At 60.4% G+C, this 22,257-nt stretch carries 20 protein-coding genes and 1 pseudogene; 13 read left to right on the top strand and 8 right to left on the bottom strand.

Annotation, left to right across the window (positions count from 1 at the left end; translation table 11 throughout):
• Nucleotides 1-9: 9 nt before the first annotated feature.
• Genes ACO6TG_RS06995 through ACO6TG_RS06985 form a run of 3 tightly spaced genes read right to left on the bottom strand, consistent with a single transcriptional unit; the run spans nucleotide 10 to nucleotide 3,318 of the window.
• Nucleotides 10-945 (bottom strand): hypothetical protein, encoded by a 936-nt coding sequence (locus ACO6TG_RS06995; protein ID WP_422377511.1) that lies wholly within the window; start codon nucleotides 943-945, stop codon nucleotides 10-12.
• Nucleotides 946-989: 44 nt separating this feature from the next.
• Nucleotides 990-2,432, bottom strand: a complete 1,443-nt coding sequence (locus tag ACO6TG_RS06990) for a VWA domain-containing protein (RefSeq protein WP_422377510.1) — start codon at nucleotides 2,430-2,432, stop codon at nucleotides 990-992.
• Between the two features lie 58 nt (nucleotides 2,433-2,490).
• Nucleotides 2,491-3,318, bottom strand: a complete 828-nt coding sequence (locus tag ACO6TG_RS06985) for a hypothetical protein (RefSeq protein WP_422377509.1) — start codon at nucleotides 3,316-3,318, stop codon at nucleotides 2,491-2,493.
• Nucleotides 3,319-3,440: 122 nt separating this feature from the next.
• On the opposite strand from ACO6TG_RS06985, the gene ACO6TG_RS06980 reads away from it, so the two are divergent.
• Nucleotides 3,441-5,051 (top strand): alpha/beta fold hydrolase, encoded by a 1,611-nt coding sequence (locus ACO6TG_RS06980; protein ID WP_422377508.1) that lies wholly within the window; start codon nucleotides 3,441-3,443, stop codon nucleotides 5,049-5,051.
• Between the two features lie 10 nt (nucleotides 5,052-5,061).
• Here the strand turns inward: ACO6TG_RS06980 and ACO6TG_RS06975 are convergent, their stop codons facing one another.
• Entirely contained in the window at nucleotides 5,062-5,805 is a 744-nt protein-coding gene (locus ACO6TG_RS06975; RefSeq protein ID WP_422377507.1) for an SDR family NAD(P)-dependent oxidoreductase, read from the bottom strand.
• 107 nt (nucleotides 5,806-5,912) lie between these two features.
• Here ACO6TG_RS06975 and ACO6TG_RS06970 point away from each other — a divergent pair, with 107 nt between their 5' ends.
• The 3 genes from ACO6TG_RS06970 (at nucleotide 5,913) to ACO6TG_RS06960 (ending at nucleotide 7,656) form a co-directional block, all read left to right on the top strand.
• Nucleotides 5,913-6,596 (top strand): hypothetical protein, encoded by a 684-nt coding sequence (locus tag ACO6TG_RS06970; protein WP_422377506.1) that lies wholly within the window; start codon nucleotides 5,913-5,915, stop codon nucleotides 6,594-6,596.
• A gap of 154 nt (nucleotides 6,597-6,750) precedes the next feature.
• The gene (locus ACO6TG_RS06965) at nucleotides 6,751-7,320 is read left to right on the top strand and encodes a cytochrome b (RefSeq protein ID WP_422377505.1); all 570 of its coding nucleotides are present in this window, start codon (nucleotides 6,751-6,753) and stop codon (nucleotides 7,318-7,320) included.
• A 117-nt stretch (nucleotides 7,321-7,437) separates the two neighbouring features.
• Nucleotides 7,438-7,656, top strand: a complete 219-nt coding sequence (locus ACO6TG_RS06960; protein WP_422377504.1) for a GDCCVxC domain-containing (seleno)protein — start codon at nucleotides 7,438-7,440, stop codon at nucleotides 7,654-7,656.
• A gap of 18 nt (nucleotides 7,657-7,674) precedes the next feature.
• On the opposite strand, the gene ACO6TG_RS06955 is transcribed toward ACO6TG_RS06960, so the two are convergent.
• Nucleotides 7,675-9,522 (bottom strand): CHASE2 domain-containing protein, encoded by a 1,848-nt coding sequence (locus ACO6TG_RS06955; RefSeq protein ID WP_422377503.1) that lies wholly within the window; start codon nucleotides 9,520-9,522, stop codon nucleotides 7,675-7,677.
• On the bottom strand, nucleotides 9,519-10,031 hold the full coding sequence (locus tag ACO6TG_RS06950) for a FecR domain-containing protein (protein ID WP_422377502.1): 513 nt from the start codon (nucleotides 10,029-10,031) through the stop codon (nucleotides 9,519-9,521). Before ACO6TG_RS06950 ends, ACO6TG_RS06955 begins: the two co-directional genes overlap by 4 nt.
• 124 nt (nucleotides 10,032-10,155) lie before the next feature.
• Between ACO6TG_RS06950 and ACO6TG_RS06945 the strand changes: the two genes are divergently transcribed.
• The 4 genes and pseudogenes from ACO6TG_RS06945 to ACO6TG_RS06930 all read left to right on the top strand — a co-directional run.
• Complete coding sequence (locus ACO6TG_RS06945; protein ID WP_422377501.1) at nucleotides 10,156-10,854, top strand: Crp/Fnr family transcriptional regulator; 699 nt, start codon at nucleotides 10,156-10,158, stop codon at nucleotides 10,852-10,854.
• Nucleotides 10,855-11,030: 176 nt separating this feature from the next.
• Nucleotides 11,031-13,310, top strand: coding sequence for a nitrate- and nitrite sensing domain-containing protein (locus tag ACO6TG_RS06940; protein WP_422377500.1), 2,280 nt, complete (start codon nucleotides 11,031-11,033; stop codon nucleotides 13,308-13,310).
• A gap of 269 nt (nucleotides 13,311-13,579) precedes the next feature.
• Nucleotides 13,580-13,891: a BA14K family protein gene (locus ACO6TG_RS06935; RefSeq protein WP_422377499.1), complete on the top strand. Its 312-nt coding sequence runs from the start codon at nucleotides 13,580-13,582 to the stop codon at nucleotides 13,889-13,891.
• Nucleotides 13,892-14,135: 244 nt separating this feature from the next.
• Nucleotides 14,136-14,261 (top strand): annotated as a pseudogene (locus ACO6TG_RS06930) (BA14K family protein); the annotation flags it as partial.
• Nucleotides 14,262-14,909: 648 nt separating this feature from the next.
• Here the strand turns inward: ACO6TG_RS06930 and ACO6TG_RS06925 are convergent.
• Nucleotides 14,910-15,767, bottom strand: coding sequence for a LysR family transcriptional regulator (locus ACO6TG_RS06925; RefSeq protein ID WP_422377498.1), 858 nt, complete (start codon nucleotides 15,765-15,767; stop codon nucleotides 14,910-14,912).
• Between the two features lie 92 nt (nucleotides 15,768-15,859).
• On the opposite strand from ACO6TG_RS06925, the gene ACO6TG_RS06920 reads away from it, so the two are divergent.
• The 5 genes from ACO6TG_RS06920 to ACO6TG_RS06900 all read left to right on the top strand — a co-directional run bounded on the left by ACO6TG_RS06920 (nucleotide 15,860) and on the right by ACO6TG_RS06900 (nucleotide 21,325).
• Nucleotides 15,860-17,284 (top strand): MATE family efflux transporter, encoded by a 1,425-nt coding sequence (locus ACO6TG_RS06920; RefSeq protein ID WP_422377497.1) that lies wholly within the window; start codon nucleotides 15,860-15,862, stop codon nucleotides 17,282-17,284.
• A 36-nt stretch (nucleotides 17,285-17,320) separates the two neighbouring features.
• Nucleotides 17,321-18,187, top strand: a complete 867-nt coding sequence (locus ACO6TG_RS06915) for an NmrA family NAD(P)-binding protein (protein ID WP_422377496.1) — start codon at nucleotides 17,321-17,323, stop codon at nucleotides 18,185-18,187.
• Nucleotides 18,188-18,336: 149 nt separating this feature from the next.
• Nucleotides 18,337-19,254: a sigma-70 family RNA polymerase sigma factor gene (locus ACO6TG_RS06910; RefSeq protein ID WP_422377495.1), complete on the top strand. Its 918-nt coding sequence runs from the start codon at nucleotides 18,337-18,339 to the stop codon at nucleotides 19,252-19,254.
• A gap of 176 nt (nucleotides 19,255-19,430) precedes the next feature.
• The gene (locus tag ACO6TG_RS06905) at nucleotides 19,431-20,858 is read left to right on the top strand and encodes an MFS transporter (RefSeq protein ID WP_422377494.1); all 1,428 of its coding nucleotides are present in this window, start codon (nucleotides 19,431-19,433) and stop codon (nucleotides 20,856-20,858) included.
• On the top strand, nucleotides 20,858-21,325 hold the full coding sequence (locus tag ACO6TG_RS06900; protein ID WP_422377493.1) for a DUF2165 family protein: 468 nt from the start codon (nucleotides 20,858-20,860) through the stop codon (nucleotides 21,323-21,325). The genes ACO6TG_RS06905 and ACO6TG_RS06900 overlap by 1 nt, the downstream gene beginning before the upstream one ends.
• Before the next feature lie 319 nt (nucleotides 21,326-21,644).
• On the opposite strand, the gene ACO6TG_RS06895 is transcribed toward ACO6TG_RS06900, so the two are convergent.
• A complete protein-coding gene (locus ACO6TG_RS06895) occupies nucleotides 21,645-22,079 on the bottom strand; it encodes a carboxymuconolactone decarboxylase family protein (protein ID WP_422377492.1) in 435 nt (144 codons plus the stop codon).
• Between the last annotated feature and the right edge of the window lie 178 nt (nucleotides 22,080-22,257).

The following is a 22,257-nucleotide window of genomic DNA, read 5'->3' as shown; positions in this document are numbered from 1 at the left end:
CAGGCACGATCAGGCGGGGGAGGGCATGCCGTCTACAACAGCCTCCAGAGGCGCCCGGCGGTCGGCGGGGAGTTCGTCCGGGCGTACGACCATCACATATAGAAGCGTGAAATAGACGCTTTTGGCGCAGACTGTGGCGGCTTGAACCAGCGCGCTCAAGGTGAAGCTGATCATCAGGATCGCCAGCGTGGGCAAGGTGTTGACGCCGACCTCGTCAAACTTTGCCAGGAAAGCGCCGGGCAGTTGATCGGCAAAGATGTAGCCGGCCGCCCCGCCGCCGAACAGCCCGAGCACAACGCCGCCTGCAAAAAGGCTGGTGACAAGACTGCCTGCAAGATCGATCCCGATAACACCCACCAGGGTTTCCGGCACGTGTTGGCGCAAGGCCTTCAGCCTGTCGACCAGGGTTCCGAGCGACGCTCTTTCGACCATGATGACGGCAATTCCAAAGTTGGAAATCAGGTCCCAGACCTCCCGGACGGCAAAGAGCAGGAGGGCGAGCAGAAAACCGAAGAAACCATTTTGTTTGGCGTCTGAGACATAGCGCACCAGTGTGCTGACCAGACCGATGAAAAACAGCGTGAAGACCCGGCGCAAGAGCGCCCCGCCGGTTGCGGCCAGACTGATCCGGCCCTTGCGAAGCGTGTCATAGGTCATCTTCGACAGGGCTGCCTGGCAAAACGTCTGCAAGAGCACTTCGAAGGGGACATAAGCCAGCGCAATCAGCATGAGCGGGAAGGCGGTGTCCCAGTCTCTGGTGACAAAGCCCAGATAGAGCAGGGTCAGGAGCAGCGCCGCGCGCCCGGCCTTGACCAGAAACAGAAGGACAAAGGGAAGAACCAGGAAGCGGTCGCTGCCGATGACATCGACACCGGCGCGCAGCAGGCGGCCGATCCTGGTTCCGGCTGGACCGATGCCGGCAAGAAGGGGGGATAGAAACGTCATGAGATCACCATCGGATATCGATCAGGGCGCTGATGCTCGCGTGGTCATTCCACTGTGATGGGAATGCGCTGAACGATCCTGTCTCCTTCGGCAAAGAAATATCTCAGCTCATAGGCGCCAGGGGTGTCCGGCACGGGTACGGAGAGCGGGTTGCCCTCTCCGGTTTCCGCCATGCTCACAACATGTGGCAAGGGTTCGCCGGGCAGCGCGAAGGCAATGTAATCCTTCGGGTTTGTCGTTCCGTTCCACAGAACCTTGACGGAGGTGCCCGCCTTGGCGCTTGCAGGGGCTTTCAGGGTCAGGTCGACGTCTTCGACGGTCAGCGGGACATGGGCCAGAATGACCCTTGGGTCCGTGTTGGTGATGTAGCGGATCTCGTAGTCGCCGGGGGCGGAGGGCATTTGCAGCTGAGCAGGGCTGCCTTCCGCGACGTCGAAATAAAAGCCGGATTCGGGCAGCGGTGCACCCGCTCTGGCGATGGTGACATAGTCGCCGCCACCGGCCGGGCCCTGCCAGCTGATCTCGATGAGGCCACCGGCGCTGGCGACGGAAGGGGCAGACAGGCTGGCTGCGACGTCCTGGATGTCGATCGGGGCCCGCGCGAGAACACTGCCGGTGGCATAATCGACATAGATCAGATCGTGCGGTCCGGGCGCAGGCGGCGCCTGCACCGACAGGGGGCTGCCCTCCCGCAAATCGGCGGAAGAGAGCAAGGTGTCCGCGTTCCCGTCTCGTTCAACGAAAGCCAGGAAGTCGCCTTCCTTGGCCGGGCCTTCCCAGCCAACGGAAACGGGCGCACCGGCAGGTGCTGAGGCCGGCGCATCAAGATGCGCCCGCTCGGGAGCCGGTTTTTCTTCCGCGATGCTGTTCAGCGCCTTGGCGAGGCTTGCGGCGTCATGTGCGCTGTGGAACGTACCGCCGGTTTCGGCCGCCAGGCATTGCAGCTGGCGCCGGGTTTCCGCATCGATGACATCGAAGCCGACCGTGTGAACGGCAAAGTCGATGCCCGCCTGTTCCAGATCGCGGGCCACTGCGCAAGGGTCGAGACTGCAGGTCTCTTCGCCGTCGGAGATCAGGATGACGCTGGCTTTTTCTTCCGTGTATTTCAAGGCTTCGGCGGCTTTAAGGACGGCGGCCGAGAGTGGCGTCTTTCCTTTCGGCGAAATGCCGTTCACGCTGGAGACGATGTCAGATTTCTGATGGGCAGCGGGCGCAAAAAGAGTCTCAATGTCATTGCAGTCGCCCTTGCGGCGGTGACCATAGACTGTCAGTCCGACTTCCATCTCGTCGGGAAGGCGCCGGATGAGATCGCCGACAACCTCCTTGGCGATGGTGATCTTGGCGACCCCGTCGATCTGACCCCACATGGAGCCGGAAGCGTCCAGAACGAGTGTGGTTCGCGGCGCTGTTTCCGCCGCGGCCAGCGGTCCTTGCAGGGCGAGTGCCGTCAATCCGGTCAGCAGACAAAGGGACACAGGTTTGATCATCGATTAGTCCTCATGTGACATCAGGCAAGTTGGCTGTGCTTCAGGCGCAGATGCGGTCTCACGACCCGGTTCGCACCCAGTCGCTGCTGGTCGTGACCACACAGACATCGGTGCCAAATGCGGCAGCGGCTTCCGGTGGGATAACGACCGTTAGTCGGGTGTGGTGCCGGATCCTGTCCGGGCTCAGCACGTGCAGATCCCAGGTCATGTTCGAGCCCTTGCCCCCGTTTTGTGGCAACTGCGAAAAGGCTGACTCAAGCGCCTGTGTCCGCCAGTGGCCCGGTCCGATGCTTTTCCAGGTGACGCCCATCTTGCGGGTCATTTCCAGCTGGTCGGGATGAAACGGCTGGGTCAGGGAGAGGGGCCGGGGCGCGCTGAACTCTTCCAGCGGGCCTCCGACCGGTCCCAGCATGGCGGCGCGCATCATCTCCGGGCAGGTTTCGATCTGAGGCTGTCCCTGGAGCAGTTGCCACTGGCCGCTCAGGGGCTGCGTGCCGGCCTGTGTTGGCCGATCGGTTTTCTGGTCTTGTGGCGCCATGTCGTTTTTTGTGAGGTCGATGGGAAGGTCTGATGGGGCGCAATGGTCCGGGCCGGAATACCGATAGGCGCTGGTGTCGCCGTCCAGAAGAAACACCGTGTCGCCAATGGCCGAGCGGTCGATCCAGTAGCCGCTGCCGTCACTGGCGTCGATGGCCAGGACCTGGTTCTGGCGAACCGGTTCGCCATATTTTTCTGTCTTGGCTGCAAGCTCGGCCTGGTCGGGAACGGAATAGGCGGGTGTCTTGCCGGACTGAATGGTGATGACTGCCGGATTGCAATCGGCTGCGTGGGACTTTGCAGCAAGGGCCAGGCACAGGGCGCAGCCAAAAAGAAGAGAACGAAACACTGGCAAAGCCTTCACCAAATTCAATGACGTATTGGCCTTAGACGGACCTGACATTTTTGACATGCCCAACATTGGTTATATGTTTGCCCGGTTGACCCGGTTTTCGAGATACAGCTTCGTTTATGAATTCAATTCCAGACCTGTTCGGGTCGCTCTATTTTGCGGCTCTGGATGACCAGAAATTCAATGACTTGATTACCTTGGCCGAAACGACGCTCGTCGGCGAAGACGGACATGTCGAAGAGTTCGAGGTGCTGCGCCGGGAATGTGAACGCCATATTGCTCAGGCGGAGAAACTGATGCGGTCGCTTGGACCCGGGCCTCAGGAGGTTCCCGGAAGGCCCGTCTTCGACGTCACGTCCAGCGGGCGCATCGAGGCACCGAACCAGGTGGCACGTGAGCTGTTCGCCCTGCGCGGCGGCGAACGACTTGAACACCTGATCGACGATCCGGAAACGGCGACTTTGCTGTGCCGGTTTGCTTCCGGGCAGGTTGAGCATGCGCCCGTCTTGCGGTTGCCGGGCAAGGACACTGCCAAACCGCTGGTGCTGATTGTGGAGACGGCCGAAGGGGACGGGCGTGCGCGGGTCGCAGGGATGGATGTCCTGTGGCACGAGGCTGCGGAAAGGGCGATGAGGGTGCTCTATGGTCTGACGGTCTCGGAAGCCGAGGTGCTCGGTCTCATGACTATCGGACATGCGCCGGCGGAGGTCGCCGACTTGCGAGGCCGATCCGTCGAAACCGTGCGCCAGCAGATCCGTGCCATCTTGCTGAAACTGGAGGTGAACGGCACCCAGGATGCCGTTCACCTGGCACGGGCGGTTGCCGTCTCCTCGTCGAGCACCCGGCAGATCAAACCGAGCGGCCCGGCGGAGGGCAGTCTGGTTCTGTCCGACGGCCGAGTTCTGGATTATGCCGAGCAGGGTGCCGCGGATGGCGAGGCCGTCATCTTCCTGCATGGCTGTCTGGGGGGGCGGCGTCTGCCGCGGGGCGCCGCGACCGCCCTTGAGCGGGCGGGCCTTCGTCTGATTGCGCCGGCACGTCCCTGGCACGGGCAATCTGCCGGTTGTGCCAGCCTGCTGCAACAGCCGGGCGCTTATGCGGAGGATCTCCTTGCGCTTGCGGATCACCTTGGTCTTGCGACGTTTTCAGTGCTGGCTTTCGATGTTGGTGCGATTTATGCGCTTTGCGCTGCCGACCGACTTGAGGGGCGGTTGACGTCGGTGCTGTGCGCGGCCGCGCAGCCGCCCGTGTTCAGCTTGCGGGATTTTGCCTCAGCGCCCCAGCAGCAGCGCATTTTCGCAACGCTTGCGCGGGTGTCGCCGCCGCTGCTTCGGTATCTCTCGGTCCTGGGAGACCGCAAGCTGAAGAAGGAGGGCCGGTCGGCCTTTGCAGAGACGGTGCTGGGCGGATCCCGGGCGGACCTTGCAGCCTGCAAGGACCCGGAAATCCTCGACCTCATGTGGACCGGTCATCACTTTCATGTCGAGAAGGGGTCTGACGGGTTCATCAATGACTGCCGCCTGATTGCCTCCAACTGGATCGGCAAGGTTGCCCCCTTGAAGGTGCCCCTGCGATTTGTCCACGGATCGGAAGACGTTTCCATTCAAGCAAAGCGGATCACCACCCTGGCACAAAACTTCCAGGCAGAGGTGAGCTGGGTGCCCGGGGCGGGGCACCTGTTGCCTTTCAGTCATTGGAACGCGGTCCTGCCGTTTCTGAAGATCACTTGAAGAAACGGCGTTACAGCGCCATGACACCGCCATCAACGGCCAGGGCCTGCCCGGTGAGGTAAGTGTTTCCCGGATGGATCAGCGACATCATGGTTTCGACGATTTCGGCCGGTTCGCCGAGGCGTTTCATCGGGACGCCTGAACTGAGGAAATCCTGCTTGTCGGCAAAGCCGCTTTCGCTCATCAGCGGTGTCGGGCTGAAAAAGGGGCAAATGGCGTTGATGCGGATATTGTCGCGTGCAAATTCCACCGCTGCGGTCTTGGTCATGCCGACGACGGCGTGTTTGGCCGCTGCGTAGGAGATCAGTTTCGGTGCCGCATTGAGACCAGCAACGGAAGCGACGTTCAAGATGGCGCCGCCATGTTCCTTCATCAAGGGGATCTGGTGTTTCATGCCGAAGAAGACGCCCTTGGCATTGACCGCAAAGGCCCTGTCGAGATCGTCTTCGCTGGTGTCCAGGAGCCCCTTCATCGGCGGAGCAAATCCGGCATTGTTGACGGCAATGTCGAGGCCGCCAAGCATATCCAATGCCCGTTCGCACAGTGTCTGAACGTCGCCTTCGCGGGTGACGTCACAGCAGACGGGAACGATCTTGCCGGAAAGGTCGCCTGCCAGTTCGTCGAGGCCGGCGGCGTTGAGGTCACCCAGAACCAGATTTGCCCCCGCTGCGGAAAGCCGCTCGGCCAGCAACCTGCCGAAGCCGCTGGCGGCACCGGTGATAAGAACGGTTTTTCCTGAGAAGTCGGATGTCATAGACAGATCTCTCGCTCGTCACTTGGACATGATCCGTTGAAGGGCCGCGTCTGCGGACCTTGAGTTTCTGATTTGATGATGCGCAGCTGGTGTGTCAGAGGTGAACCTTGATCTCCGGTTGTTTTGAAAGTGAATTGCGACGTCATGCACAAACCTTTGGACCTCGTTTAATGTTGAGCGCTGAGACAAATTACGATGACATCGTCTGGCCGCTTGTCTTGTTAATTTTCGCACGCCGCACGGATCACGGCGACGGAGTTCCGGAATTTGAACATTTTGCCGAAAATGACCTCCAAGAGCCAGCTGATGTTTTGTGCCGTCTTGATCTGATGACGGACAAGGATGGCTCGGGTCTTCGGCACATATTCCCGACGAATTGGTTGCCAGGAAGACCCTTGTCTCTGGAACGTCACGCCGGTGCTCCGACGGCGTTCGATCTCGTTTTGGTACTGTGTTTTCTGATCGACTGGGATGCCGGACGGTTCGGCGACGTCAAAAGCTGTAGCGGTTCAAGTTTTGATAAGCTGGTGAACGACCTTGATCTGCGTTCGGAGGATTGGTCACAGACGTCTTCAAGACACGGGTTTCACGCGTTTGCTGTCTTGACCGGTTGCCGGGTCCTTGAAGGTCTTGGCCTGGGAGGCTGGACGAGCGGCGGCAGATTCAAGCTTCTTTCCGAATTATCGTCCGGGTCTGGGATCTGCCTGATGGATATTTACCGGCAGTCGCGCGCCAATATTGCAAACAAGCTTGGTGGCGAGGACAAGCTGTATCCGAAACGGCCGGTCTGACGCTTCCGGAAAATTCCGCGATGGCCCAGGCTCGCGGTTTTTAGTGTGCCGCCCGTCACAGGGCATGTGCCACCCCAGCCTCTATTCTTTGTCACACGACGCGGGCAGCATGCGTACCCGCCACTGGCAACAAATCATGAGGAAAGGGGCCATCATGTCTGCAGAAGCGGTGACCAACAGCCAACAGGATTTCTACACCAACCCGCAAGCGCCGGTCGCACGCTATGGCGGTGCCGCGCGGCTTCTGCACTGGGTCGTGGCGGTTCTGGTGCTGGCGACCTGGCCGCTTGGTCTGATGATCGGTTATGCCAAAAAAGACGTGGTGATGAATTTCTACCTCCTACATGAGAGCCTCGGTTTCATCGTGATCTGGCTGATGCTGATCCGGGTTGGCAACAAACTGCTGTCTCGGGCTCCGGAGGCCGAAGGGCCGCTTCACGAACGCATCGCCGCCGCCAGCGTGCACGGATTGCTCTATGCTTTCCTGATCATTATGCCGGTGAGCGGCTTCCTGGCAACCAACGCGCATGGCTTTCCGCTGAAATGGTTCGGTCTTGTCGAGATCTGGAGCCCGCTCGGCAAAAGCCCCGACATTGCCTGGACCCTGTCCGCCATTCATTCCTGGAGCGCCTGGATCCTGCTCGGCCTGCTGGGACTGCATCTGGGGGCGGTGCTGATGCACCACGTCGTTCGCAAGGACAAGACGCTGTTCCGGATGCTGTAAGGCCGCGGTCTTGAGCTCCCTTCAATAGTGCGTGTAACGGCTGGCGCCTCGTGCACCGGCCGTTTTACTATTCTGTCGAACTTGAATGGCGCATGCAGGCTGGTGGGGAGCGAATGGATGACCGAAAACTCTGCCATATTGGAAAGTGAGCTCACCTGCCCGCAATGCAGTCATGCGCAGGTCGAAGTCATGCCGACAGATGCCTGCCAGTGGTTCTATGAATGCCGGAACTGCGCCGCCCTGTTGAAGCCGAAACCCGGCGACTGCTGTGTGTTCTGTTCCTATGGAACCGTGGCCTGCCCGCCGATCCAGGCAGGACAGGGCTGCTGCGGCTGACTGCCTCTCAGGTTCCGTTCAGCCGAGAGCGGGTGCCTCACCGGACGCCCAGAGGCCGACCTTCAACTCTTGCTGACGCCCCCGGATTGCCACGGTTTCCATCCGGAGTGTCTCCAAAGATCCCGCGATCTTTTCGACTTCCGCCAGGAGATCCGCCGACAGGACGACGGACACCTTTTGGTCCTTGGCGACTTCCAGGAGACGGCTTGCGACATTGACGCAGTCGCCGGTGGCTGCGATCTGCTGCTGCCGGTCGTGGCCGAGCCGCGACAGCACAACCTGTCCCAGATGGGCGCCGACCCGCACCGAGCTGATGTCACGGTCCCGTCCGGTTTTCTTGAGCCAGGCGGTAACGTCCCGCTCCAGGGCGAAGGCGCAGCGGCAGGCCCGTACCGGATCGTCGGGATGGGCCTCAGGTATGCCGAAGCCGAGCATCGCGCCGTCGCCCATGAAATCCAGGACGATGCCGTGCTCGTCGCTCACGACATTCACAACAATCGTATGGAACTCCTTCAGGAAGTCCCGTGTTCTGGCAGCGCCGAGACGCTCGCTGAGGCTGGTGTAACCGGACAGATCGACAAACAGGATCGCTGCCGTCTCTTCCTTCGGTGTTGCCAGGAAGGAAGGATCTTCGGAAATGCGCTCGGCCAATCTCGGTGACTGAAAGCGGCTGAGGGCCTCCTGGGCCCGCAGCAGGCGTCGCGCTTCGATCCGGTCGGTCACCTGTCGGGTGATCAGCAGACCAACAACCGGCGGCAGGCTGGCCGCAAAGGGCAGGGTCGCGTTCAGCCAGAGCCCCTGGCCAAAAAACACCACACAGATGATCAGCCATCCGGAAAGCAGCATCAGATAGAAAATCGATGCGGGGGCGAGCGGCAGCAGGATGACGGCGATCATCGCTCCCAGCGTGATCAGGAGCGCTGCGGCGCTGTCCAGTTTGCGAACGCCCGCCGTGCGCACCAGGGGAGCCGCTTCCAGAAGATTGGCTATCGCGGTTGCCTGCACCTCGACCCCGGGCATGACAGGATCAAACGGCGTTGAAAACCGGTCGCCCACGGCAGTCGCGGTGACGCCGAGAACCGCCATGCGGCCTTCCAGCTCCGCTGAAAACCCTGCCGGTGGATTGAGCAGGTCTCCGGCGCTGAGGGTGCGGATGGAGCCTCCGGACCCGACATAGTTCAGGGCCAGGTGCCAGCCGCTGTCCAGCTCGACGGCACGGCCGCCAAGCGTAACACCCGCTTCGGTGATGTTCGGCGATGTGCTCAGGTATTTCGCTGCGGCCTGCAGGGAAAAGGATGGCAGCAGGCCTGAGTCGGTCAGGAACAGCATCGGCACATGACGCGGCGTGCCGCCGCTGTCGGTGACGATGTTCACAAGGCCTGTCGAGGTTGCCGCCGCTAGGGCGGGGGCCGGTGAGAGCATGGTCTCAACGACCGGCACACCGCTAGCCGGTGCAGTGCCTTCACGCATGCGGGCCGCGCCCGCGACCACTGTCGGCAGGCTTGCCAGAGAGTTCGCCAACAACCCGTCGGCCGTTTCGTCCGAGGCGCCAAAGAGCAGGATATCGACCGCGAGCGCCCTGGCTCCGGCCTCCCTGATCCGGTCGACCAGCGCCGCAAGCGCGTCGCGCGGCAACGGGTAGGGGCCGACAGCGTCTATGGTTTCATCATCGATGGCGACGATGACGACATCTTTCGGCGGTGGTTTCTGTCCGGCCAGGGCAATCCTGAGGTCCAGCAACACCGTCTCGAAGCGGTCGGCCACGCTTGCGGTTCCCGCGAGATGCGTGCGCACCAGCAGGCCCGCCCAGATCAGGCCGAGGCAAAGTGCCAGCGCGGTGACCGCGACAGGCAGGGTCGGCTTCATCGTCCGAAACGATCCAGCAGGCTGTCGACCCGCGCCTGCGGCCAGCGCCGGGTTTCGAGCACCGCGCCCGGGGCTACTTCAACACCCAGACCCTCTGTCAGAACCACCGTATCTGAACCGTCGGCGCGCGACACGCTGACCTCTCCCTCGCGAACGAATACCGCGGTCATCTCGTCGGTGACGTCGACGACGTAGACCGTGCCGCGCACGGCCGCAATGGCATGCGGTGTCTGGATCTGGAACGGACCGCTTCCTGGCGTGATCTCGATGTAAAGCCCGTCGGAGGACAGCTCGATGTCGGTTGGCCGGTCATCGGCTTCGCGTTCCACAATGCCCAGCGCGGTCGCTGCCTCGGCTTCAAGGGTGACGCCGCCTGCGCATTGATAGATGCTGCGGGGCGGGTCCTGAAGGTCGGTTTTGGTGCACCCGCTCAAGGTCTGTGCTGCCAGAGGCTGCGCCGCCACGGGCGCCAGCAGGAAGCAGATCGTGAAAATTGCCAGTTTTTTCATCGTCAAATTCCCAGTTTGTGCTTTTCAAGCGCCCCTGAATGCCCATACATCAGACCTTCTAACGCATAGGCTGTGATTGCTGTCACTAGCGTTGTACTGTTGCAAACGGCAAGACGGAACGAAAATGAGCACCGACGGCGACTTTAAAAAGGAAAAACTGCTCGGCAAGAGTTTCATTTTCGAAGCGCTGGACGACCACGCCCGGCAGGAGCTGGCGAATTTCTCCTTCATCAAACGCTACACGGCCGGTGACACGATCTTCACCATGGGAGAGCCTGGCCAGAGCATGATGGCCATTGCTGAAGGCTCTGTCCGGGTGAGCATGTTCACACCCAGCGACCGGGAAGTGACGCTCAACGATCTTCAGGCCGGCGATGTCTTCGGTGAGATCGCCATGCTGGACGGTCAGGAACGGTCTGCCAGCGTCAAGGCTCTGACCAACTGTACGTTGGTGGTCCTGGAGCGGCGCGCCTTGCTGGATCTTCTGAACCGCAATCCAGCCCTTTCGATCCGGCTGATCGAGCTGCTCTGCCGACGCGTGCGCCGCTCGGATGAACGCATGATCGAAATTGCCTTTCTGGACTTGCCGGCACGTCTTGCCAAGCTTGTGCTGCGTCTGACGGTGACCGCACCGGCGTCCGAAGACAAACCGCTTTCCAAGCTGTCACAGTCCCAATCGGAGCTCGCCGGCATGATTGGCAATAGCCGGGAAAACGTAAACCGGTGCCTGCGCCGCTGGCAGAAGGCCGAGCTGGTCGATCTCAAGGATGGCTGGCTGATCATCAGGGATCGTGCGCGGCTGGAGGCTCTGGCAGATGGATAGTGCTGTTGACGCAGCGTTGCCTGTCTAGAAATTTGAAATTCTGAAAAATTACAATGCAAATAACGAAAGAATAGACGTCTTCCTTTTCGTCAATATCGAGTCGTTAACCCTGTAATTTGTCTCTATCTTAAAAATTTGGGCTGACGGTGAACTTCGAAATCATTCGGAGTGCCGCAATGCAGTCTTTCATGGCCAACCGGTCGCTTTCCTTCAAGCTTGCGCTTGTCTGTTGGGTGCCGGTCTTGGCACTGCTCGTTATCAGCCTCCACGATTTCTATTCCGAATACCGAAGCTGGCAAAAGGCCCGGGCGATCGAAGAGGTCCTGGCGGTGGCACCAACGCTCTCGGAACTCGTCCACAATCTGCAACGGGAACGTGGTGTGTCTGCAGGCTATGTCGGCTCGGGGGGGAGTTCCTTTGGTGGAGACCTTGCGGATGTGCGTGCGGCAACAGATGCGCAAATCGATGGCCATCTTGCCGACATCAGCGTGATGGGCAGCGCCCTCGATTTTGCCGGCTTCACCGCGCCCTTTGACAGGGCTGCCGACAAGTTGCAACAACTCGACGGCATGCGGGCGCGGGTCGACGGGATCGATGTCGAGGTTGCTGAACTTGCCGAGTTCTACACGACGACGATCGCAGAGTTGCTCGCAGCCATCGAAAACATGAAATTCGCGGTGGACAGCACGGACACCCTGCGTCCGATCAATGCCTATGTGAACCTGCTGCACGCAAAGGAACAGGCCGGGCTCGAGCGGGCCATGGGATCCGTCGGTTTCGGCTCCGGGCGATTTATGCTCGGCACCTATGAACGCTTTCTGAGCCTGATTGCCAATCAGGAACTTCTGCTGGCGCATTTTTCCAATCATGCACCATCGGAAGCGCTGGTCCTTTTGAACAAGCACCAGAATAGCCAGGTGGAAAAGCAGGTCCGTGTTTATCGCGACATCGCCAAGGCAGCGCCCTTTGGAACTTCTGTCACCGGTGTTTCAGCCTCCGACTGGTGGACCGCTTCAACGAGCCGGATTGACGCGCTCTATGCCATCGAGAAGCGCTTGTCACAATACCTGCACGCGCGGGCACAGGCCGATGCTCAAAACGCGTTCCTGTCGCTTACCTATCTGGCCACTCTGCTGTCGCTTCTCATTCTAGGCGCCACGATCACCTCGATCTGGGTCTACCGGGAAATCCAGCCGCCGATTGCGCGGATCATCAAATCCATGCGGGCCTGGTCGGAAGACAAGGAAGTACCTGACCTGGAGGAGGCCGACCGGCAGGACGGCATTGGCGAACTGGCGCGCACATTCAACGAGTTACGGACCCGTCTGGAATGGAATCGGGTCAAGGACGAAGAGCGGACCACGCGCGAACGCGCTCAGACGCGCGAAATGAAATTGCTGTCCGATCTCAATGAGTGGCTGCAGTCCAGCACATCGACGCATGAACTCTACGAGATGATCGGCACCTTCATGACCAAGATGCTGCCGAATTGCAGCGGCAGTGTCTATGTCTACTCCAATTCCCGCGACGTACTGGATGGCACATGTTCGTGGAACGGGGGTATGCTGCATGAACATATCCGGCCGGGCGACTGTTGGTCCCTGAGGCGTGGACGCGGTTATTCCTATCGTTCGCAGGACATCAAGTTCGCCTGCGAACACACCAAGCCCCATGACGAAAGCCCCTATACCTGCTTGCCGATCCTGGCCCATGGTGAAACCGTTGGAATGATGCACCTGACCCCTTATGGAGACATATCCGAAGAGGACTTTTTCGAGAATTTCCGGGTTGCCCAACTGGCGGCGGAGCAGATCAGTCTGGCGATCGCGAACAGCAAAATGCGCGATCAGCTTCACCAGCAATCCATCCGCGATCCGCTGACGGGGCTCTATAACAGGCGCCACTTCATTGATGCGCTGCGATTGCGGCTGGAACAGTCCAAGCGGTCGGGCCAGCCTTTCGCGCTGGTCTCGATCGACGTCGATCACTTCAAGCGCTTCAACGACAATCATGGTCATGATGCGGGTGACATGGTGTTGCGCGCGGTTGGGTCTACTCTGGAAAAAGAGTGCGATGGCGACGAAATTCCCTGCCGGCTCGGCGGCGAGGAGCTGATGCTGCTTCTGCCGGGCGCCGATGTCAGCCAGGCCGAAAAACGTGCGGAGCATATTCGCGCGGCGATTGAGCGGATCTCTGTTCGCTATGGCGAAAAGAACCTGCCCAAGGTCACTATCTCTGTTGGTATCTCCGTGTTCCCGGATCACGGATCGATCCCGCAAGATCTGATGAAGGTTGCTGACGATGCGCTCTATACATCCAAGGCGAACGGCCGGAACCAGGTGACCGTAGCGTGCCTGGCGGAGGAGGATACCGCCACAGCCGTCGACTTTGAAAAGGTCCGGCAGGAACTTGGCGAGCGCAAGGAACAGAACCGGCGCTCCGGCGATCAGCAATAGGCTGATAATGCCGGGGGCTGATCCGGACGGCGGCAATCGAGCCCGGATCTGTCTTCCCGATCAAACGCGTCCGGTGCCAGGGAATGATCTTTGCCGCGAAGACGGCGAATGACGACCACCCCTTCGTTTCCATCTGGAAATCTTTTTTCTTTCAACGGCTTGTCTGGGGCGTGTCGCACGTCACAGGTCAAACCATGTGTTCCTTCTTAGGTCTAGGTCATCGGCGGACGACAAGTCGCCGGTACCAAAACCAAAGAAGGATATTGATCATGTTTCGCAAGACCATTTTGAAAACCGCCGCTCTGGCCATCATTTCCGCGACTGTTGCCGTGTCCGCCGCGTCCACCGCCTCCGCCGGCAATTACGGCTACGGCTACAAGCCGCACTACAATTCCTACAAGCAGCATGGCTACGCCAAGGGGCACCACAAGCGCCCGTTTGCGCATATTCAGGATCATATCTGGAAGAAACACGTCAGCTGGTGCCACAACCGCTTCAAGACGTTCAACACCTATGACAACACCTACCAGCCTTACAGCGGTCCGCGTGCCCAGTGCTGGTCGCCTTACATCAGCGGCTGAACCAACTGAGATTGCCGACAGCGCGGGTCTTTCAAGGGACCCGCGTCTCTCTCCACTCGTTAGCTGCCCAAGGGTGCTTGAAATGATTGCCAGGAAGATCTTCTCACACGTAACGCTGGCGCTGACTGTAGCCGCCGCTACGATCCCCCTCTCTGCCACCGCCATGGCAGGTGGATTCGGCTATGGAAGCCAGACCGGCTGGAGCGGGTACCAAGCCCATGCCCCCAATCGTCACACAACGCGCAAGCAGGTTTATGTCGGCAGCAACCGGCACCTGGCCTGGTGTTTCAACCGGTATCGCTCCTACCGGCTGATGGACAATACGTTCCAGCCCTATCACGGTCCGCGCCAGGAATGCCTGTCGCCCTATGAGCAGGAGCGGCGTGCGCTCTTTGTCGGCTATCCGGACCAGGCGCCGGAGATCCTGTTTCGGGACCAGGCGGGTGCAACGCCTGAGCCGACAGAAGGCGATCCGTTCGGCAATCTGCCGGAAAGAACAGCGGCGAGGGCGTCGACGGACGGCGGAACTCCTGCGCAGGCAGACCAATTCGGCAACCTGCCTGAACGGGCCGCGCTGGGTGCAGAGGTTCCAGCCGGCAGCGAACCGGTCTCTGCGGAAAGAGCAGCGCCTGCGAAGGTTCCGCAGCTCGTGATTGCTCCCAAGGACGAAGGCGAGGGGACACGCGTCGCGACACCCGACGCACAACCGGGTGCGGCGGAAAACGGTTCCGCGGGCGTGCAATCCGATGCGGACGCTGGCAGCGTGCAGTCCGTTTTGCCGATATCGGATGATCCATCCAGCTCGGCTGCAGCCCAGCCGGAGGACCAGAAAAATCCGGAGACAACTGATAACTGACGAGAGGCAGGTCCTTCAGGCCTGGCAGGTGCCGCCGCCAGCTGGCGGTGCTCATTGCCTCCTGGAGAGGGCGCAGCCCGTTTTTTATGAAAAAGCCTGGCGATGGGTCCCCAGCGCCGGGCTTTTCGTATGGTCGATCGAGGGATTTCCGCGGGGCGAGTCTCAGGAAACGCCCGCAAAATGATGCTTCACGCACCGAACAAAAGCCTGAACTCCGGGCGTACGGTGCAGGTCGACATGGGTCACGAGCCAGATGGTTTCGTGCCAGTCCTCCCGGCGCTCCGCCAGTTCCGTAAAGCCATGCGGCCGGGCATAAGCGACAGGCAGAAAGCCCGCAAGCGTGCCGGATCGAACCGCTTCCCAGATCACCGAAATGCTGTTGGACCGCAAGGCAATAGCGTGTTCGGGCAGATGTTCCGACAGCCAGTCGAAATAGGGGGCTCCGGGCGTGGAAGGTCCGGGAGCTGCAACACAGCCTTGCGGAAAATCCGCCAGGGCAAGGTGCTTCAGGTTTTGCAGACCGAAAAATCCCATCTCAAGACGCGAAACCGGAAGAACGACATAGTCCGGATGGTCCGGTCTTGCTCCGATCCGCAAGGCAATGTCGGCTTCGGCGCGTTCGAGCTTCAGGACCTTGTCATCGCTGATCAGGTCAATCTCGACCTTGGGGTGTTGCTGCCAGAAGGCGGTCAGTACCGGCAGGGTCCAGGGAACGAGGCCGTCCACCAGCGTCACAGCGAGCTTGCCGGTCAAGGCTTCGTTTTCACCTTTGACAAGACGCGGCAGTTCCCCGAACTGATTGTCCGCTCTTTCGGCGCGCCGTTGCAATTCAAGCCCGAGAGGCGTCGGCGTGAATCCACGGCGGTGACGCTGGAACAGTTTTGAACCGAGTTCTTCTTCCAGAGCGTCTATGTGCCGGGTCACCGTTGCACGATGGAGACCGAGTTCCTCTGCGGCGGCGCTCACATTGCCGAGGCGCGCAACACAAGCCGCCGTTCTGATCTCCGTCCAGTGTTCCATGCTGCAAAAACGCGCATCCAGTGTCAGTCTGCTTGGCTTTATATAACAATTTTCCGCATGCAGATAAGGGGCAATCAAACAAGGATGCCCCGATGCACACCGTCAAACACTCTCAAGCAGCTGCATGTCGCTCCTATGCGCAGACCGTGCTCGCAGAAGGGCAGGCGGTGCTCAGCCTGGCTCTGCCGGTCACGGCCGGACTGCTCTCCGGCGTGCTGATGACCGTCATCGACACGCTCATGCTGGTTTCGTTGGGGGCGGCGGCCGTTGCTGCGGTCGGCCTGGCAACCTCTCTCTTCATTATCGTCAGTGCCGCACTTCTCGGCTTTGCCTCCGTCTTCAGCGTTGGTCTGGCGCAGGCAATCGGCTCGCGGAATGACAGTGAGGTGGCACGGGTCATGGGCTCCGGTCTCGTGCTGACCGGGGTGACCGGCACGGTTGCCGGCATCCTGATGGTTCTCTTCATGCCCTTGCTGGTGACCCTGGCGCCCGACGAGACGGTCGGTACATTCTTTCAGGGCTACTGGCTCGTCCTGGCACTGATCGCCCTTCCACATGCGGGATTGGCCGGCGCACGTGGGGCCTATACGGCTCTTGGCCGGCCCTGGCTGTCCGTTCTGTTCACCTTTCTCGGCGTTGCCGCAAACATTCCGCTGAATCTGATGTTCATTCACGGGGTGGGCGGATGGTCCGGCCTTGGCGTCCAGGGCGCTGCCTGGGCAAGCCTTGCCGCAAAGACGCTGACGCTGGTTGTCTTTGCCGGTCATTTCGCCCTTTCGCCTGCGCTGAAACGCTACAGACATCAGCTGAACGTCGTCAGAAGCCGTGTCTGTTCCGATTTCCGTGAGGGGATCTCTGTCGCCCTCGGCAGCGTCAGCGATGGCGGGGCCTATGCGGCGACCGGCATGTTGATTGCGCTGATGGGAACAACAGCACTTGCTGCACACCAGGCCGTACATTCGGTTGGCGTCCTGCTCTTCATGGTGCCCATCGGCATGATGATCGCCGTTTCCATCCGTTGCGGCCGGATCTTCGGTTCGGGACATGCCGCCGATTTGAGACCGCTCTGGTTTGCTGCAACCCTTCTGATCAGTCTTTGGTCCCTGTTGGTGGCCGGGGCGGTCATTCTTCTTCGCCATCCGCTTGCCGAAGTTCTGGGGGCGACACCGGCCGTCAGCGAACTGGCCGCCCTCTTGTTCCTGGTAACCGTCTTTCTTCAGGCGGCCGATGGCCTTCAATCGACCGCGCTTGGTGCTTTGCGCGGGATGTCGGACAACCGAATCCCCAACCTCATCTGCGTCCTGACCTACTGGTTTTTTGCTCTGCCACTCGCCGGGTTCCTCGGGTTTTGGGCCGGTTTCGGACCGGCCGGCGTGTTGCTGGGATACGGCGCGGGCGTGTTGCTGACTGGCGGAATTCTGATCAGGCGGTTCTTCCGCAGGACCGGGCCATTCCGGCGCAACACCTCGGAGCACATCAACAGGACATTTTTAAAAAGCAGGTCCCGGCCCCTTTGACCGGTCATTGCCTCACGCCAAAAGAAGGAATTCGAGATGATTGGAATCGTCGGAGCAACAGGCACAATCGGCCGATACCTGGTGTCAGACCTGGAAGAGTTGAAGGTGCCCGTGACCTGTCTTCAGCGCCGGTCTTCGCAGGCATCGATTAAGACAGGCCGAACCACGCGTGTCGTGCAAGTCGATCTGGACCAGCCCGAGACGCTGAAGAGGGGGCTCTCGGGGTGCCGTTCGCTTTTCCTGCTGACAGGTGCCGATCCGCACCTTTCGACCCAGCAACTTCCGGTCCTGCAGGCGGCCCGAGACGTCGGCGTTGAACACGTGGTGAAGCTCTCTGCCGGCGATCCGGTAGTGTCTGAAACGTCGGCTTCGCAGATCGGCAGGGAACACTGGCGCGTGGAACAGGATCTGATGGCCGGTGACCTGAGTTGGACAATGCTGCGGCCCGGATTTTTCATGCAGAACTATTTGGCAATGGCTGCGGCGATCCGCGAGTTTCGTTCCGTCGCGCTGCCGGTTCCGGCGCACATGACGGTGGGCATGATCGATGCGGCAGATATCGCTGCGGTCGCGGCCGTGGTCCTGGTGGAAGGGGCGTTCAAGGGGGAGGTGGTGTCACTTGCAGGCGAAAGCTACCTGATGTGCGATTTTCCCCTTTTGCTGTCGCATGTCCTTGGACAAGAGGTGACCTACGACCAGGTGACGCTCGATGCTGCCGCAGAAGGCATGAAGGCTGCAGGCATGCCCGGCTGGATGGTTTCGCAACAGCTTGAAGTGCTTCAGCTGATGGCTGTCGGCGCTTTCTCCACCGGCAAGGATCGCCATTTCGAGGTAACCGGCAGAAAACGGCGGTCCTTGAGCGATTTCGTGCGTGCAAATCTTGACCATTTTCGCCCGGTCTGACTTCGGGCACACGCTTTAAGCCGCGCCGGAATTTTAGCTTTGCCGCTTTATCCGGTGCGGCGGTGTGCTGACCGGGGCATCCTGCCTGTCACATATTGAGGCGCTGGTTCGTCTATCTGGCAAAAGCCGACGCATCAGGAAGAAAACGCATGGAAAAACTCGACAAGCCCGGCCTGTTCGAGCAGGCCCGTCCCCGGTTGATGGGCATTGCCTTTCGCCTTTTGGGATCATCCGCCGAAGCGGAAGACGCCGTTCAGGACACAGCGGCGAAATGGCTTCTTGCAAATGAAGAGACCATCAGGGATCCGCTCGGCTGGATGATCCGGGTCTGCACGAACAGGTGTCTGGACATTCTCGGCTCCGCGCGGGTCAGCAAGACCGATTATGTCGGTCCCTGGCTCCCGGATCAGCTCGTTGTCGATCCCGAACCGGATCTGTCGGAACGGCTCGACAGGACCGCAAGCCTCACAAGTGCCTTCCTGCTGCTTCTTGAGCGGCTGACACCCAAGGAAAGAGCGGCCTATCTCCTTCATGACATCTTTGGCATGGCTTTCAGGGAGATCGCCGAAACCTTGCAGCTGAGCGAACTGCACTGCCGCAAACTGGCCTCTAGGGCGCGCAAGCTGGTGCAAAGCGAAAACGTTCGGTTCCTGCCCGGCGAGGCGCGGCAACGGGAGCTCCTGGACCTGTTTCAAGTTGCCCTTCAGACCGGCGATCTGACGGGCCTGGCCGCTGCCTTGAGCGCGGATGCGGATTTCCGGGCCGACAGCGGAGGCAAGGTAACCGCCGTCACGGAGGTGGTGAGTGGGCGTCATGCGGTGACCGACTTTATTTCCGGCACCTTGCTGGCTGCATGGTCGCGGCTTCGGGCGAAGCCTGTCAGGACCAACAGCGGACTGGGGCTGCTTTTGCTTGAGCCCCTGGCCATCCACGCAATCGTCACGTTTGGATTTGACGCGAGCGGCCGGATTTCAAACATCTTCGTCGTTCGAAATCCGGAGAAAATCGACCGCTTTCTGATGCAAAGCTATCGGGTGACGGATCAGGGCGAGTTGCAGCGGCACTAGGGGCCGCTTTTCGTCCAGGCGACGGTCCTGGCGAGGAGGGTGCATGCCTCACTAGAGGTTCTGACTTGCGGGAAAACAGCCGGTTTCCACGAAACGTCCCACAAGCTGTCACCTTTTTTGCCGCGCATTCGTCCTCATGCTGAACCTGACTGATTTCTCTGCCGGAAAGACACTCAATGACTTTGCAGACGGACGTTTTGCCACCCAGGTGGCTGGACCTATTCGCACGCGATCATCTCGCCCATTCCCTCATACTTGGCGGCGGCGTGGTGCTGCATGCGCTGAACATCTTTATATCGACAACGATCCTGCCATCCATTGTCCGGGACATTGGCGGGCTGGATTATTATGCTTGGAGCACGACGCTGTTCGTGGTGGCCTCCATTGTCAGCGCCGCCCTTACCTCGCGGCTGAAAAGCGCGCTGGGTGCCCGAAATGCCTACCTGGTGGCGCTGGGACTGTTCGCGCTCGGCACGATCCTTTGCGGGGCAGCCGGGAACATCGCCTTCTTGAACTTCGGACGCACCATTCAGGGCGCCGGAGGCGGTTTGCTCTACGCACTGGCCTATACGGTGATCCGATCGGTCTTTCCCGAACGTCTGTGGGCGATCGCAATCGGATTGATCACGATGATGTTCGGGGTCTCAACGCTGTTGGGACCGGCTCTTGGCGGTTATTTCGCTGAAATCGGGCAGTGGCGCATGGCGTTTTTTGCGCTGCTGCCGGTTGTCCTGGCAATTGCGGTTTTGAGCGTCGCCAAGCTGAGCGGCACAAAGACGGAAGACGAGCATGCCGCGCCGATCCCTGCGCTTCAGCTGGCGCTTCTGATCGGTATTGTCCTCTCGGTTTCCTTGGCAAGTGCTCAACCGGACAGGCTGACCGTACTTGCCGCAACAGGGGGCAGTTTGCTGTTGGCCGCAGCTGCCTGCTGGATCGAGACCAGATCGCGCGGGCGTCTTCTGCCCCGTGGTGCACTCAATCCACTGTCGGAGCTGGGAGCCCTTTACCTGTGTGTCGCCTTTCTCCTGATCGGCATGCAGCCGGAAACGTTCATTCCCTTCTTCCTGCAGTCTCTCTTTGGTCAGTCGCCCCTGGTGGCCGGCTATATCGGGGCGTTGATGGCGCTGGGGTGGACGGTGGGGTCCATGGTGTCGGCCGGATTTACCGGCGCGAGGGCCCGGCGGACGATCCTGCAGGGCGCCCTGTTGAGCTTCTTCGGTCTTCTGATCCAGTTGCTCCTGCTGCCGTCGGGGGGAGGCTCTCCCGGGGCTCTTGCGGCCGTGTGTCTGGGGCTTGCCCTGGTCGGTTTCGGCATCGGCTTCTGTTGGCCGCATCTGACAACGCAGATCTACAAGACCTCTCCTGCCGGCGAGACCGATCTTGCGGCAGGGGCGATCACGACGGTGCAGATGTTTGCCACCGCGTTTGGCGCTGCGCTCGCCGGGCTCACCGTGAATGCTGCGGGACTGGTCGAGCCAGGTGGAGTGGAAGGGATCTCCGCCGCGGCCTTCTGGATGTGCCTTTTGTTTCTACTGGCGCCTGCTCTCGCTGGGCTCTGCGCGCTCCAGTTTCTGAAACACAACGCTCAACGGGAGACCGATTGATGACCTTCTTCGCTCTTGAACACCTGAACCTGATTGTCCTGTTCGCAGGGCTGGCGAGCTGGACATCGCTGGCCGCGTTCAACAATCTGCGCGCCTTCCGGCATGGAACGCTTTATGTCGGCTTCATCATGGGCATGTCGGCTCTCGACATGCCGGATGCGCCGGACCATCCGTTGACCGCCCGGGCAGTTCGCTCACAACGGGTCCACAAGCTGGCCTTCGGAGCGATCATTCTGGTCGAAATCGCGGTTGCGGCGCTGCTCTGGACCGCTCTGGCCCAAGTGGTGATGTTCGGCCCCGCTCTGTCGGAGCTGGCCGCCTTCGGCGCGCTGACCGGTTTTATGGGCCTGGCATTTTTGCTGCTCGTGAGCGGGTCCTGGTTTGCCTATTATGCTCATATGGAACAGGCGCAACTGACCCATTTTGTGATGATCCTGGTGGCGCTTGCGGGCATGATTGCCATCTAGGGGCCTGACCCAGAGCCGTCCTTGTTGTTTAGACGTCAAAAAAGAGGGGCAGCGCTTCAACGTTGCCCCTCTGCGTGTCATTCCGGACAAGTGCAGTGCGACGGCACGCCGATCCGGAACCCAGCGTATCAGCGCGCGCAAGAACGCGCACAAAATCAACTCAGTGTATGACGTTGGGAATAAGGACGCGCCTATGGCGCGAAGTAAACGCTGGGTTCCGGCTCTGGTCATGCAGCTGCGCTGCAGACCGTCCGGAATGACGGAGAACCTTTGTCAGCAGTCTGAGGGGCAGCGTATCCGTGCTGCCCCTTTTCTGCGTCTAGTACTTGGAGATCTGGACCCGGTTCCACAGGTTGATCATGCTCACACAGGTGGTGATCAGTGTGATCAGTTCCTCCGTGTAGTGTTTGCGGAGCTCGCCGCGGAGCGCCGCAAAATCGGTGTTGCGGTCGAGATAGGTCAAGGCTTCGGCCCAGGCAAAGGCCGCCTTTTCCGCTGCGGTGAAATCGGGCATATGGCGCCAGGCGGCGAGGCGGTCGAGGCGTTCACTGCTCTCGCCGTCCTTGCGCGCATCCCCGCTGTGCATCTTGACGCAATAGGCGCATGCGTTGATCTGCGAGATCCGCAATTCGATGAGATGCGAGAGAGACCGGGGAAGACCCTTTTCCGCCATTAGCACATGGGTTTGCCCAAGATGCTGGATGAGGTCGGGCTGGCGGGCTTCATGCACGACAGCGCTTGTATTCAGTTCCATCCTTTGTACTCCGTCTGTTGGGAAGGATGTACGTGGGACGAACCAGGCGCGCGGAAGGTGACATTGACCAGACGCGGTTGGGGGCTGACGCGACAGGCGGCTGGCCGTGTTGCCGGAGGTGGCTGCTGTTTTCCGCTTTGGAAGGGCGCTTGCTGGTCAGAAAAGTCAAAAAGCCTGG

This window comes from Roseibium sp. (assembly GCF_965233565.1).
Lineage (GTDB): Bacteria > Pseudomonadota > Alphaproteobacteria > Rhizobiales > Stappiaceae > Roseibium.
Note: the sequence above shows the minus strand (reverse complement) of the source record. Positions and strands in the feature narration are given on the sequence as shown.

What these genes read in the sequence shown, in the direction of transcription:
- ACO6TG_RS06995 (WP_422377511.1), bottom strand. Translation starts at nt 945, where the DNA reads ATGACGTTTCTATCCCCCCTTCTTGCCGGCATCGGTCCAGCCGGAACC.
- ACO6TG_RS06990 (WP_422377510.1), bottom strand. Translation starts at nt 2,432, where the DNA reads ATGATCAAACCTGTGTCCCTTTGTCTGCTGACCGGATTGACGGCACTC.
- ACO6TG_RS06980 (WP_422377508.1), top strand. Translation starts at nt 3,441, where the DNA reads ATGAATTCAATTCCAGACCTGTTCGGGTCGCTCTATTTTGCGGCTCTG.
- ACO6TG_RS06975 (WP_422377507.1), bottom strand. Translation starts at nt 5,805, where the DNA reads ATGACATCCGACTTCTCAGGAAAAACCGTTCTTATCACCGGTGCCGCC.
- ACO6TG_RS06965 (WP_422377505.1), top strand. Translation starts at nt 6,751, where the DNA reads ATGTCTGCAGAAGCGGTGACCAACAGCCAACAGGATTTCTACACCAAC.
- ACO6TG_RS06960 (WP_422377504.1), top strand. Translation starts at nt 7,438, where the DNA reads ATGACCGAAAACTCTGCCATATTGGAAAGTGAGCTCACCTGCCCGCAA.
- ACO6TG_RS06955 (WP_422377503.1), bottom strand. Translation starts at nt 9,522, where the DNA reads ATGAAGCCGACCCTGCCTGTCGCGGTCACCGCGCTGGCACTTTGCCTC.
- ACO6TG_RS06950 (WP_422377502.1), bottom strand. Translation starts at nt 10,031, where the DNA reads ATGAAAAAACTGGCAATTTTCACGATCTGCTTCCTGCTGGCGCCCGTG.
- ACO6TG_RS06945 (WP_422377501.1), top strand. Translation starts at nt 10,156, where the DNA reads ATGAGCACCGACGGCGACTTTAAAAAGGAAAAACTGCTCGGCAAGAGT.
- ACO6TG_RS06940 (WP_422377500.1), top strand. Translation starts at nt 11,031, where the DNA reads ATGCAGTCTTTCATGGCCAACCGGTCGCTTTCCTTCAAGCTTGCGCTT.
- ACO6TG_RS06935 (WP_422377499.1), top strand. Translation starts at nt 13,580, where the DNA reads ATGTTTCGCAAGACCATTTTGAAAACCGCCGCTCTGGCCATCATTTCC.
- ACO6TG_RS06925 (WP_422377498.1), bottom strand. Translation starts at nt 15,767, where the DNA reads ATGGAACACTGGACGGAGATCAGAACGGCGGCTTGTGTTGCGCGCCTC.
- ACO6TG_RS06920 (WP_422377497.1), top strand. Translation starts at nt 15,860, where the DNA reads ATGCACACCGTCAAACACTCTCAAGCAGCTGCATGTCGCTCCTATGCG.
- ACO6TG_RS06915 (WP_422377496.1), top strand. Translation starts at nt 17,321, where the DNA reads ATGATTGGAATCGTCGGAGCAACAGGCACAATCGGCCGATACCTGGTG.
- ACO6TG_RS06910 (WP_422377495.1), top strand. Translation starts at nt 18,337, where the DNA reads ATGGAAAAACTCGACAAGCCCGGCCTGTTCGAGCAGGCCCGTCCCCGG.
- ACO6TG_RS06905 (WP_422377494.1), top strand. Translation starts at nt 19,431, where the DNA reads ATGACTTTGCAGACGGACGTTTTGCCACCCAGGTGGCTGGACCTATTC.
- ACO6TG_RS06900 (WP_422377493.1), top strand. Translation starts at nt 20,858, where the DNA reads ATGACCTTCTTCGCTCTTGAACACCTGAACCTGATTGTCCTGTTCGCA.
- ACO6TG_RS06895 (WP_422377492.1), bottom strand. Translation starts at nt 22,079, where the DNA reads ATGGAACTGAATACAAGCGCTGTCGTGCATGAAGCCCGCCAGCCCGAC.